The 13,774-nt window shown below is 55.7% G+C and carries 6 protein-coding genes; 2 read left to right on the top strand and 4 right to left on the bottom strand.

Annotated elements, in window-relative coordinates; genetic code table 11:
* Positions 1–100 precede the first annotated feature (100 nt).
* Together LKE08_RS15135 and LKE08_RS15130 are read right to left on the bottom strand one after the other, a co-directional pair.
* Positions 101–4,309 (bottom strand): PAS domain S-box protein, encoded by a 4,209-nt coding sequence (locus tag LKE08_RS15135; protein WP_324705075.1) that lies wholly within the window; start codon positions 4,307–4,309, stop codon positions 101–103.
* 375 nt (positions 4,310–4,684) lie between these two features.
* Positions 4,685–6,265 (bottom strand): B12-binding domain-containing radical SAM protein, encoded by a 1,581-nt coding sequence (locus tag LKE08_RS15130; protein WP_324705074.1) that lies wholly within the window; start codon positions 6,263–6,265, stop codon positions 4,685–4,687.
* A gap of 358 nt (positions 6,266–6,623) precedes the next feature.
* Between LKE08_RS15130 and LKE08_RS15125 the strand changes: the two genes are divergently transcribed.
* Entirely contained in the window at positions 6,624–7,085 is a 462-nt protein-coding gene (locus tag LKE08_RS15125; protein WP_324705073.1) for a peroxiredoxin, read from the top strand.
* A 95-nt stretch (positions 7,086–7,180) separates the two neighbouring features.
* Positions 7,181–8,365 carry an AbrB family transcriptional regulator gene (locus LKE08_RS15120; RefSeq protein WP_324705072.1) on the top strand — a complete coding sequence of 395 codons (1,185 nt, stop codon included), beginning with the start codon at positions 7,181–7,183 and terminating at the stop codon, positions 8,363–8,365.
* 17 nt (positions 8,366–8,382) lie between these two features.
* On the opposite strand, the gene LKE08_RS15115 is transcribed toward LKE08_RS15120, so the two are convergent.
* Both LKE08_RS15115 and LKE08_RS15110 read right to left on the bottom strand, forming a co-directional pair.
* Positions 8,383–10,107, bottom strand: a complete 1,725-nt coding sequence (locus LKE08_RS15115) for an EAL domain-containing protein (RefSeq protein WP_324705071.1) — start codon at positions 10,105–10,107, stop codon at positions 8,383–8,385.
* 10 nt (positions 10,108–10,117) lie between these two features.
* Complete coding sequence (locus LKE08_RS15110) at positions 10,118–13,438, bottom strand: MASE3 domain-containing protein (RefSeq protein WP_324705070.1); 3,321 nt, start codon at positions 13,436–13,438, stop codon at positions 10,118–10,120.
* Positions 13,439–13,774 lie beyond the last annotated feature (336 nt).

Below are 13,774 nucleotides of genomic sequence, written 5' to 3'. Positions count from 1 at the left end.
CCCCAATCATCTTCAGATGATTTGAGCTGTTAGCTTGGGAATTGATTCCCAAGCGGTCTTGATATCCAACCCGTTTTGTTCCGGTCTCCGGTTTCTCCACCTACAAAAGTTGCTGAATCATTGCCACCAATTCCTTCAACCGGACGGGTTTTCCCAGGTACTCGGTGGCGCCGGCTTCCAAACAGCGATCGCGATCGCCGTTCATGGCTAGGGCAGTGAGGGCGACGATGGGGACTTCCGCCAAATCGCGATCGCGGCGGATGTGTCGGATAGCCTCCAAGCCGTCCATCCCCGGCATTTGAACGTCCATCAAAATCAGATCCGGGCGTTCCGAACGGGCCAGTCCGATCGCTTCCGCACCGTTTTTGGCCACCATCAAGCGGTAGCCTTTCGCCCCCAGGTAACTCGACATCGTGCTGATATTGGCTTCGTTGTCCTCAGCCAGCAAAATCCGGGCGGGTGGGGGCGGTTCGGAGGATTCCGGTTCCGCCTCAGATGCCGACGGAACAGGCGGTTCCCAGGCCTGCGAGTCATCGCCCCCCGGCAAATCGACGGTGAAGCAACTGCCCGTCCCCACCTCGCTAGAGACGCCCACCTCGCCGCCGTGGAGTTCCACGATCTGCTTCACCAAAGCCAGACCCAAACCCGTGCCCTCATATTTCCGGTTCAGGGCGCCGTCGATTTGGACGAAGGGCCGAAAGAGCTTGTCGAGATTCTCCGGGGCAATGCCGATGCCGGTATCCATGACGGCGATGCGGAGCCTATTGCGCCCCGGTTCCCCCAAATTGACAAAAAACACCTCCAGGCCGATCCGACCCCCTTCCGGGGTAAATTTGACGGCGTTGGTGAGCAAATTGATCAGCACCTGGCGGATGCGGCGCTCGTCGATGTGCCAGTCCGGCAGGTTCTCGGGCACTTTGGTGGTCAGTTTGATATTTTTTTTCATCGCCTGCTGTTGGACGAAATTCAGGCTCGACCGACACAAAGGGGCGATCGCGGTGGGGGCACATTCGAGCTGAACCTGGCCCGCCTCAATTTTAGCCAGATCCAGAATATCGTTGATGAGGGACAACAAATGGGAGCCGCTGGACTCGATGGTGGCCAGCGCCCGGATTTGCCGCTCGTTGACCGGCCCGAACACCTCCTCTTGCAGCCCCTCCGTCATCCCCAAAATGGCGTTGAGGGGGGTGCGGAGTTCGTGGCTCATGTTGGCGAGGAATTCGTCCTTGAGGCGGGTAGCGCGGAGCAATTCTTCATTGGTGCGCTGCAGTTTGATTTCCGCCACCTTGCGATCGCTGATATTGGCCCAATAGCCGACGATCTCCACGGGCTCCCCCGCCTCGTCGCACACCAGGCGCAGTTCGTCCATCAGCCAGACGTAGTGACCCGCTTTGTGCAAAAATCGATATTCGTGGGCGATCGTCCCCTTTTGGAAAACTTCGGACGCCGATCGCAGCACCCCCGGGGCATCTTCCGGATGGATGTGGTTCGCCCAAAAGCTAGAATCTGCGGTAAATTCTTCCGGATCGTAGCCCAGGATCGTTTTGACATTCGGACTCATGAACGTCGCCCCGTAGTCCCCCTCGGGCCGGCAACTATAAATCATGGCGGGACTGCGAGCCAGGAGAAATTGCAGGCGCTCTTTCAGGAGCCGATTTTCCTCCTCCGCCGCCTTGCGATCGCTGATATCCGTATGGGTGCCGATCACCCGCAGCGGCTTCCCCTCCGCCGTCCATTCGATGACCTGGCCGCGATCCAGAATCCAAGCGATGCTGCCGTCTTTGCGGAACATCCGATGTTCGTTCTGGTAAACGGGGGTTTCGCCCCGAAAATGCCGGTCGAGATCGGCACGGCACTGCGACAGATCCTCGGGGTGCACCCGGCTCGACCACTCCTCCAGAGTATCGCCGATGTCCTCGTCGGCGTAACCCAACATCGCCTTCCACGCTTTGGAGAAAAAAACCCGATTCGTCCCGGCATCCCAATCCCATATCCCGTCCCCCGAGCCTTCCAGGGCGAATTGCCAGCGGGTTTCGCTCTCTCGCAGGGCTTTCTCGGCGGCTTTGCGCTCCGTGATATCCCGAAAAATCCCCTGCACCAGTTTGCGATGGGTGCACTGTCGCGAATCGCCGATCTCGATGGTCGTCGCGGAGATATCGACATCGACGATCGCCCCGTCCCGACGCACGATCCGGGCATCCAATACCTGAGTGCGATCGCCCCGGAGGACTTCCGAAAAGGTGGTTCGCATCCGCTCCAAATCTTCGGGGGGGTGGATCTGGGATAGGTCTATCCCGATCAACTCTTCGCGGGAATGGCCGAATAATTCCTCTGCCTGACGGTTGACTTCCACCAAGTTGCCCCCCACGTCGGCCAGCAAAATGGCGTCCCCGGCATTTTCCATCAGGGCGCGGTAGCGGGTTTCTCGCTCTTGGAGGGCGGCGGTGCGCCGTCGGACTTTGGCTTCGAGCTGTTGGTTGAGTTCCTGCAATTGTTCCTCGGCCCGTTTGCGATCGCTGATGTCGGTCAGGGTGCCGACGTAGCCCAGCAGTTGCCCGCCGTCATCCCACTCGGGGACGCTTTGTCCGTACACCCACCGCAGTGCGCCGTCGGGGTGTACAATCCGAAATTCACACTGGCAGGAACTCCTTTCGGCGAGGGTTTTCGCGCACTTTTTGAGAACCCAGTCGCGATCATCGGGGTGCAGCATCTCCACCCACCCGGTGCCCATCGCCATTTCCGGAGTCAGTCCCGCGATCGCGCACCAGCGATCGTTGGCGTAGACACAGTTGCCGTCGATATCGGTGCGAAAAATCCCCACCGGTGCCGCCGCAGCCAGGGAAGCGTAGCGCCGTTCGCTCTCCCGCAGGAGGGCGTAAGCCTCTTCCCGCTCGGTTTCGAGTCGCTTCGCTTCGGTCAGATCCCGGCCTTCGGGGATGATCAAAATCACCCGTCCGGCTTCGTCCGCCACGGGGCGCAGGGAAAAATCGATGGGAATGGTGCCTTGGGTACCCCAAATCTCCACTTCGTAACGGACGAACTCCCCCCGAGCCGCTCGAGCGATCGCGCCCCGCAACTGCTCCCGAGTTTCCGGAGAAATCTGCCACCACGGGGCTTCCCAAAACGGACGCCCCACCACCGCTTCCCGGCCGACTCCCCCCACCGCCAGAGCGATGCGGTTGGCTTCCAACAACGTGCCGTCCGGGTTCAGCAGGCCGATAAACTGGAACATATTCTCGAAAATGCCCCGAAACCGCTTTTCGCTCAATTTCAATTCTCGGGTGCGCTCCTCGACGGTCAATTCGAGGGAGGCGTTGAGGGCCTGCAGGGATTGGTAGAGTTCGGCCTGTTTGACGGCGATCGCGAACTGCACCGACAACAGCCGCAGCAGCTCGATGTCACCTTCTTCCCAAACTCGGGGCGCTCGGCACTGGTGCACGACCAGCAACCCCCAGAGACGCCACGTTTCGCCCTCGGGCAGTAGAACTGGCACCACCAGGTTGGCCCGCACCTGAAACCGCTCCAGGAGTTTGATGTGGCACTCGCTCAGGCCGGCGGTGTAGATATCCTCGCAGGCGAAGACCCGGTTTTCTCGGTAGGCGCCGCCGAGATTTTCCTGGAAGCAGGTGTCTAGGATCTCGGTTCCGAGAGATTCGTTCCAAGGAGCAACCACGGACTCGGCGGTAATCGTGCCGCTCATGTCCGGGTTGAATTGGTAAATGACGGCGCGATCGGCCCCCAAAAATTCCCCCACTTCCCGGACGATCGCCTCGGAAATGTCTTGTAAATTGAAATACTCCCGCACCCGCAGGGCAATTTCAGCCACCAGGGCTTCCTGTCGCCGCGATCGCGCCAATTTGCGGGTTAGGAAGACGCGATCGCGCACCTGGCGGACGGCGATACACAGGGACAACGCCGTGATATCCCCCTTGGTGAGATAGTCGGACGCCCCCAGTTTCATCGATCGCACCGCAGTCCGCTCGTCCCCCTGTCCGGTGAGGACGATGGCAGGGAGTTGGCTGTCCTCGAATTCCGGGGCGATCGCCTCCAGAAATTCCAGTCCGTCCCCGTCGGGCAGGTTCACATCCAGCAGCACCACTTCCGGGGGCCGCACCCGCCACAATTCCAATGCGTCTTCGAGGGTTTCTGCTTCCAGGATTTCGTAGTCTTCATCTCCCGACGATCGCAGGTGGCGGATGTAGGTGGCGCGATCGGTTTCGGAATCTTCTACGATCAAAACGGTGGGGAGCGATGGGTGCGCGATCCGCGATCGCGCCGTCGGAGAGGTGAGAAGACTGGAATTGTCCATAATGATTGGGGATGGGCTCGGGTCACAGAGACTCGCCGGTTTCAGAACTCGCCTGACTCCGCACTGGGCGATCGGTGCGAGAGTCTTCCGATTTTTACGATTCCCGATTCCGGGTTCAAATTGATACCGTCCATCGAATCGGGTTTCTCATCCGCCCATTATAATATCGATCCCGAGTCCTTTCACTATCGCGATCGACCGTCGGCTTTCGACTTGAGGTCAACCTTCCTTCCTTTTTTCCGAGTTTTTTCCGATCTCCATTATTCCTCGATCCAATTCAGCCACCGCGAGAACCTGAAATTGGCAGAAATGAAGAAAATATAAAATCTGAAATCGGGGCGCCAGCCTGGCACCCCGACTCGAATTCCCCATCTTTTAAACGCCGATTTCGGACAAGGTTTCCGCCTCCTTAGATTCCGCTTCTTTGGCTTTGAAAGCAGCCAGTTGTCCGGCGATTTCCTTACCCACGGTTTCGCGGTATTCCAGAAAATGCTCGTTGTGGGCGCAGGTGATCAGATAATGTTCCCAAACCTCGGGGTTGTGGCGGAGAATGCCGAATAAATGGTGCCAGAATTTCCAGCGAGTCGATCGCTTGATCCCCTGCCGCCAGACGATAATCGCCAAGGCCCGAAGATCGACCCATTCCGGAGTTTTGAACGGGGCGTTGCTACGGGGGGCGCCCAACTTCAAGAAACAGCGGTAAGTCCGATCCAAATAGCGATCGGGTTCGTACAATGTCCGGAATGCCTGGATATATTCCGAGGCGATTTCCTCCACCGGGCGGGTGGGTTTAAAATTCATCAACATGGTTTGGTTGGTGGCGTGTTGGCTGATCTCCTCGGCGGGCAACAGCCGCCCCTCTTTTTCCAGCCGATGCCACAGCCCCGTATTGGGCAGGGCTTGCAGCATCCCCAGCATGGCGGTGGGGATGGCGGCCTGTTCCACGAAGTTGATGACGCGGGTGGCGGCGTCGGATTTTTCCCCGTCGAAACCGATGATAAATCCCGCCATCGGGCGCAGGCCAGCCTGGATGATTTTATCGACGGAATCGGCCAGGGAACTGCGGGTATTTTGGTACTTTTTGGTCAGGGTTAAACTGTCTTCGTCTGGGGTTTCGATGCCTAAAAATACCGCGTCGAAATTGCAGTCCACCATCAGATCCATCAGTTCCTGATCGGCGGCGAGATCGACGGATGCCTCCGTGTTGAACCGGAACGGATATTGGTGTTCTTTCTGCCAATCTTTCAGGGCTTTTAGCAACAATTTTACATTGCGTTTGTTGCCGATAAAATTATCATCGACCATGAACACGCTCCGCCGCCATCCGAGTTCATAGAGGCGATCGAGTTCTTTGAGAAGTTGTTCGGGGGTTTTGGTGCGGGGTTTGCGGCCGTAGAGGACGATAATATCGCAGAATTCGCACTGGAAGGGACAGCCCCGGGAAAACTGCACCGACATGGAGTCGTAGGCGTCGAAGTCGAGGAGATCGTAGCGGGGGACAGGGGTGGTGGTGATGTCGGCCTTTTCCGGGGAACGGAAGGTCCCGGACGTTTCGCCCCGGTTGAAGGCCTCCACGAATTGCGGCAGGGTGATTTCTCCTTCGTCGAGGACGAGATAATCGGCCTCGGCGACTTCATGGGGGAGGGAGGTGGCGTAGGGCCCGCCGACGGCCACGGGTTTGCCCCGGCGTTGGGCCTCTCGAATTTGGTCGAGGAGGTCGGGTTTTTGGACGACCATAGCCGAGAAGAGCACCAGGTCGGCCCATTCCCACTCGGCCTCGGTGACGGGGCGGATGTTGCGATCGACGAGTTGGAATTCCCACTCCTGGGGGAGGATGGCCGCGACGGTGATCAAGCCCAGGGGGGGCAGGAGGACTTTGCGATCGACGAGTTCGAGAATTTTATCGTAGGACCAGAAGGTTTGGGGGAAGAGGGGATAGATGAGTAAAACTCGCATGGATTGAGTACCTCGTTGGTTGGTCGTCGGTGGGAGGAGGCGGAGGGGGCACAGGAGGCGGAGGAGGCAAGTTTATATCAGATCCGTACAAACTCCTCAATCATCTGAATATGATTTGATCGGGTTGGGGCCCCTGGCTTGCGCCCTCGGGAATTGATTCCCAAGCGGTCCGGAAATCCCACCCTCAGATCCCTCGGCTCCCTCGGCTCCCTCGGCTCCCTCGGCTCCCCCCGCTCCCCTCGCTCCTCCCACCTCCGAAGCCGTCGGGGGGTTTCCGCCGGGGGGAAATCCGCGATATCATAACAAAAGATAACAAAAGTTAACATTTCTCAGAATCAAGTTACAGGATATCGCAAATATGCCAGTTCAAGTTGGAGATGTCGCCCCCGATTTTACCCTGACCTCCCAAACCGGAGCATCGGTCAGCCTCAAGGATTTTCGAGGTAACAAGGCGGTCGTCCTCTATTTTTACCCCAAAGATGACACGCCGGGGTGCACGGCGGAGGCCTGCGCGTTCCGGGATAGTTACACCATCTTCCAGGAGACGGGGGCGGAGGTGATCGGCGTGAGTGCGGATTCCCCCCAGGATCACCAGAACTTTATCAATAAATACAATTTGCCCTTCACCCTGTTGAGCGACAAGGGAAACAAAGTCCGGCAATTGTACGGGGTTCCGGCGACGCTGTGGATTCTTCCGGGGCGCGTCACCTACGTCATTGATAAAGATGGCGTGGTGCGGCATATTTTCGATTCCATGCTGGACTTCAAGGCCCATGTGGATGAGGCCCTCAAGACCCTGCGATCGCTCCCCACCCCCTGATTTCCCGCCGGCGCCCGGCTCTGGTCCGTTTTTCCAAACAACCGGGTGCCCCCACCCAACTCACCCCGGCTATTCCGTCCGCGCACCTTTCCTCCATGAAGATCACCAGCTATTCTTCGATTCCGTTTCAACTCAGCCAACAACTGCTGCAATTCAACCCCGTCGAGAGTTTCCGAGAAAAACTTCCCTTCGATGTCGTCCGAGGGTTCGTCACTGCGATGCAAATGGCGATCGCGATGGCGGCGGGGTGGCTGTTCACTTTCCTCAACATCCCCGTGGGGTGGCTCCTCGGGCCGATGGTCGCCGGCATCCTGCTGGCCGTGGGCTGGCGGGAATCCCGACCCCTGCCGAAGTCCCTGAACGTCGTCGGACAGGCGATCGTCGCCCTCACCACCGCCACCCGATTTTCCCCCGACACCCTGGTTCTGGCCAAAACCTACGCTTTGCCCCTCCTCGCCTGTGTCGCCGTCACCGGGGCGATGAGCCTGTTGAACGGCTATTTGCTGTGGCGGTGGGCGAAAATCGATCGCGCCACCGGATTTTTGGGATGCATCCCCGGCGCCGGCCCGAGTTTGGTGGCGATGAGCGAACAGATGGGCGCCGACGCGATCGCCGTGGCCGTCCTCCAGTACCTCCGCATCCTGCTGGTGGCCTTCATCATCCCCTCCCTGGCCGGGTTCTGGTTCGCCGACGCCCCCGTTTCCGAAATCGCGATCGCTCTGCCGGAAGTGTCCGGGACTCCCGCTGCCCCATCCGTCCTCAACTGGGGGGTGCTCGCGGCCTGCGGCGGTTTAGGAATTTGGCTCGGCCCCCGGTTGCGCCTCCCCTCCCCCCTGTTTCTGGGGCCGTTTCTCGCCGGACTCTTGGGATTGTCGGTCTGGCCCTATTCCCTGGAAATGCCGCCGTTGGCCTTTACCGCCGGGTTGCTGTTGCTGGGACTGGCCACAGGCCTCAAATTCGACGGAAAAACCGCCCGCAAGTTAATCAAGGCGGTACTCATCGAAGTGGTGTTGGTTCTCGTCTTAATTGCCAGTTGTTTGGGGGCCGGATACGCCTTCCATTTGGTGACGCAGGTGGACACGATGACCGCCATTCTGGGCTCGACTCCGGGGGGGCTCACGGCGATGATTGCCACGGTGATCGAACTCGGTGGCGACTCCGGTTTGGTGATGGCGATGCAGATGACGCGGATGTTATTAATTCTGCTGCTAGTGCCGTGGGTGTTGCAACTGATGCTCCGGGGGAAAGCCCAGCAAAATGAAGAGCTCGAAACCCGCTGAAGGTAACAAGTCGAGAATTACTGCCGGCGATCGCCCTTCAGCAGGGCTTCAAGTTGGGCGGCGCTCACCGGCGGGCTGAAAATGTAACCCTGGACGATATCGCAGCCGTGCCGCTGCAAAAACTCCAGTTCGGCTTCGGTTTCCACCCCCTCCGCGATCGCGGTCAAATTCAGCAGGTGAGCCATTTCGATCACGGATTTGGTGATCGTCGCGTTGCGGATATTTTGATGGATTTTGTTGATAAAAGAGCGGTCGATTTTTAAAACGTCAGCCGGAAATTGTTGCAGGTAACTCAACGACGAATATCCGGTGCCAAAATCGTCGATGGCAATCTGCACCCCCCGGGACTTGAGCCGCTCCAGTTTTTGAACCGAAAAGCCGATATTTTCGATCAGGGAATTTTCGGTCAGTTCCAACTCGATTTTGTCGGGGGCAATGCCGACGGTTTGAATGGTTTGAACGATCGTTTCTTCGAGATCCGCTTGGTTGAATTGTCGGGGGGAAAGGTTGACGGCAATTTTGAACTCTTCAAATCCGCGATCGTGCCACATTTTAACCTGGCTGACGGCCGTCCGAAACACCCATTCGCCGATGGTTTCGATCAAGTCCGTTTCTTCGGCGATGGGGATAAACTTGGCCGGGGATATCAGGCCCCGGGTCGGATGAAACCAGCGCAGCAGGGCTTCGGCTCCCAGGATTTGACCCGTCTTCAAACTGAATTGGGGTTGGTAGTAGACGGCTAGTTCTCGGCGTTCGATCGCGTGGTGCAAATCCGCCTCCAGGGTCACGATTTCGCGGTTCGTCAGGGCGGGACTTTGCCCCCGATAAAATGAATATTTATTGCCGCGACATTTCCGGACTTGATGCATCGCCATTTTGGCATCGTGCAACAGTTGCCCCAGGTCGCGGTCGTCCCGGGTACAGCAGGCGATGCCGATGCTGACGGTGCTGAAGACTTCTTGATTGTCCAGGTAAAAGGGGTCGGAAAACAGGTCGAGAATCGTGCGGGCAAAATTGGCGATTTCGTCCCGGCTGTCGAAGGGGCTTAAAATGATACAAAATTCGTTCGTGTTCAGGCAAGATATGACGGATTGGGGAGGCAGTACGCTGTGGAGTTTTTGGGCGGCTAACTTCAGCAAAATATTGCCCCAATGAAATCCCAGATTTTCGGAAATAACTTGAAATCGATCTAAGCTGAGATATAACATCGGCAAAAACGGTTTTTGCTCCCCGTCCCACTCCCGCAAAATTTTCGCGAATGATTCCCGCAACAAAAATTGATTGGGAAGTTTCGTCAGGCGGTCGTAGTAGAGGAGTTCGTTGAGCCGTTCCTCGGCTGAGGCGAGGCGAGTTTGATAGGACTCGACCAGGGCGGCGTGTTTGCGGAGGCGAGTGCGAATCGCGTCGAGCAATTCGGTTTCGTGGAAGGGTTTGGTGATGTAGTCGTCGGCCCCCAAATTCATCCCCCGCCTCTGATTCTCGCGGGTGCCTTTTGCCGTCAGAAAAATGAAGGGAATATTCTGGGTTTTTGGGTGCGATCGCAGTTGGGAAAGCACTTCGTACCCGTCCATATTCGGCATCAAAATATCGCAAATAATCAAGTCAGGAAATTCGATTTTTGCCAGCTCGATGCCCCTTTCTCCATCCGCCGCCTGCCGGATTTCAAACCCTTCTAACGTGAGAAGATCTTCGATCAAATCCCGGATCGGCTCTTCGTCTTCAATTACTAAAATTTTAGTCATCGGCACGGTATTAAAAATGAGGGAGTATGACGGTAAATTTTGTCCCCACCCCAATTTGGCTCGTGAACGCGATCGCCCCCCCCTGTAACTCGACATATCTCTTGACGATGTTCAAACCCAGTCCCGTCCCCGGAATTTTGCCGACGTTGCGGCCGCGTTGGAAGGATTCAAACACGTTTTCGTAGTCCTCCGGAACAATTCCGATGCCGCGATCGGACACTTCAAATTGAATGCGTTCTTTTTGACAATTAATGTCGATATTGACGGGGCTGTGAGCCGGAGAGTATTTGATGGCATTGGAAATTAAGTTCGAGAGAATCGGTTTCAGCAATTTTTCGTCCAATTGAACGGGGGCCGAACAATCACTGTGGACGGCTAAATTGAGCAAGTGATCTTTACCCAGCCCCATTTTAAACTCTTCGACGAGATCCTGACAAAATTCTGTCATATTTAAGGGAAATAGCCTGATTTTAATGTTTTCGCAGTCCGCACGGCTGATCGCCAAAACATCATTGACGAGATCGTTGAGCCGGTCCCCCGCCCTTTGAATGTTATGCAGGTGTTTCGAGCATTTCTGTTCCGAAAGTTTGTGGCCGTGCTTCTCCAAAAACTCCGCCGAACCGATAATCGACGTCAGCGGCGTGCGGAATTCGTGGGATGCGATGTCAATAAATTGGCTTTTGAGTCGGTTCAGTTCCCTTTCTTTTTGAAAGGCGTTTCGGAGGCGAATTTCGGATTGTTTGCGATCGCTGATATCAAAAATTGCCCCGTCCAAGTACAGAATGTTGCCGTGGCGGTCGAACATCCCCTGCCCCTTTTCGTAAACCCAGCGAATTTCCCCGTTTCGATGCCGAATTCGGTATTCGATGATGAACGGTTGCCGCTCCGCGATCGCCCGTTTGACCGACATTTCGACCGTCTCGCGATCGTCGGGTTCGATCAAACTCACATAACTGAACACCGTATTTTGAATCAACTCGACGGGGGCGTAGCCGGAAATATTTTCGATGGCGTGGCTGATAAATTGCATCGTCCAGTCCGAATCGCACAGACACCGATAAATTGCCCCCGGAATGTTGGCGACCAAACTGCGAAACCGTTCTTCGCTGTCCCGCAGGGCAATTTCCGCCCGCTTGCGATCGCCGATATCTTTCACGAAACAATAAGAACCATCAAAATTGCCCCGCCCGTCATCCGCTTTGATCAAAGTGACATCCTGATAAAATATCGACCCATCTTCCCGCACTCCTCTCAACTCCCGTGTAACTTTTCCCTCTTCCAGCATTTGTTGATAGGCGATCGCGGCCTTCGACCAATCTTCCGGATAGATCGTTTGCCCCCATTTCCAGCCGATAAAATCCCCGGGGTTCCGGATGCACAAACAATCGATATAAGCTTGATTCATGCTCACATAACACCCGTCGCGGTCGAGTCTGACGATGCCTTCCACCGCATTTTTCAGGGCCGTATTGAGCTCCCGCAAATCGGATTCTACCTTTTGTCGCAGGGCAATTTCCCCCCTCAACTTGCGGTTGCTCTCCTGCAGTTCTCGCGTCCTTTTTTCGACCCGAACTTCGAGTTCGTAATTGAACCGAGACAGGGTATCTTTGACCTGTTTTCCCGTCGTGATATCCCAGCGAATTGCCAAATACTGCCGGGGTTTTCCATCGGCATCCAAAAACGGGACGATGGTGGTGTCCACCCAATACAACCGGCCATCTTTGGCCCGATTTTGAATTTCTCCCTGCCAAATTTCTCCTTTGGAAAGGGTCGCCCACAAGTCCCGAAAAAACTGCGGTGGGTGGCAGTCGGAGTTGAGGAGGTGGTGGGTTTTGTCGAGCAGTTCCTCCCGCCCATATCCCGAGATTTCACAAAATTTGTCGTTGACATAAGTGAGGGTGCCTTCGGCGTCCGCGATCGCCACGATCGCCGCCCGATCCAACGCATATTTCATCTCGGAAAGCTGCTGGTAAGCGACCCGAATTTCAGTTTCCGCCTGTTTGCGATCAATTTCCTGTCCGAGGGCATTGGCGATCGCCTGCAGTGTATCCCGCAAGGATAACAAATCCTGGGAATGTCGGCGGCGGTCGGCGAGGGCGAGGGTACCCAAAATGCGATCGTGGGTGGGGATGGGGACGCACAGAAAGGTTTTGACTTCCAAGGCTTGGACGTTGGGAAAGCGGTATTCTAGAGCTCGGCTGGCATTCCCTTCGACAACGGCTTCTCCCGTCATGGCGACGGTTCCAGAAATGGTTTGTTCGACGGGTATCCGCACCAGTTCGCCGGGACTCATCGGCAAGCCAACCGCTCCGATAACGGTCATCTCCCGCTTCAGCGGATCGTACAATTTAATCGCCGCGATCGGAAACTGGAACCGGTCGGCCAACAACTGGGACAATTCCGCGTAGGTTTGGGAAAGGGATGGGGAAGACAAAAACAGTTTGGAAATCAGATTCAGGGTTTCTTTCTGATGTTCCGATCGCTGGCGTTCGCCAATTTCGTGGCGAAGTTGTTGATTTTTCTGTTTCAACTCACTTTGATACTGTTTTTCCTGCCTGAACAGGAGCGCGTAGGGTTGGGTGAGGCCGATTTCGATGGTCGCCTTGTAAATGAGGTAAAAGGAAACAATTTTAAACAGATGGCCGACAAAATTTGAGATGCCGTAGACATTAATATAAAAAATGAATGCCAATTCCGCGATGATGGTCAAAATTAATGAGAAAACCAGAAGTCGAAAAATTTTAACATCGAAGAAATTGCGAATTTGATAGAGGCGGGCGATCGCCAGCAGCAAAATTAGGGAAATCATCAATTCGCTAATTTTCTTGAACGGAGTCAATCCCACCCCTTCGATAAAACAGGTGGGGAAGTTCCGGAGGTGAAAAATTTCTCCCAGCAAAAAGACGGTCAATGCGACATATCCGAGCCAGAGCCACCGCGGCTTAACCGGATGTCGGTAAAAAATCGTCGCCGTTAACAGGGAAAGACTCTCGACGTAGCGGGCGACGATCCAAAGTTGGGTCGCCACATTGGCGGTATCCTGTGCGAAGATTCCCATCCCCTTGTAAGAGAGGGTGTGAAACAGGTCGAAGATCCCGACAAATAAATAGGCAATTCCGACCCATAGAAAATAAGTATTCTGAGAAAATTTGCGGGTATTCCAAGCGACGATAAAAATGCTGTAGGCGATGATGAGACTGAACAGTTCGGCGAGGGTATGAAAGAGCAGATAATTGAAGGGGGCAGTGGCAGCGATCGCCACGATAACCAGCGCGTCCGGCAGGATCTCAAAATCCCGGCTCGGCATCGGTTCAGATCGAGATCGGGTCATCTTTTTCCCCTCCCTGACTTCGCCCAAAAATCGGTTCAAAAGCACCCTTTTTGAGCGGTCATGAGTCGCGAGTTAGGAGTGGTTCTCTCCCCTCTTGCCTCTTTTCCCTCCTCAAAAGGTCACACTTTTGAATTTTGAATGCGTGAATTTTGACTTTTGACTGGCGAACGGTTTCCGACTGGCACCGTTTTTCAGTGGGGCGCGATCGCCCAGACCCTGGGCCCGCCGGGGCAAAAATTAGAGCGTCCCTTCATCGCATTTTTGACTTCTCCCCGGTCTAAAGACGCGGGGATTCTTAAGCCGTCCAAAACTGAACTCTTAAAGGCATAGTCAATG

It is taken from the genome of Lyngbya sp. CCY1209, assembly GCF_035615495.1.
Lineage (GTDB): Bacteria > Cyanobacteriota > Cyanobacteriia > Cyanobacteriales > Microcoleaceae > Limnospira.
Note: the sequence above shows the minus strand (reverse complement) of the source record. Positions and strands in the feature narration are given on the sequence as shown.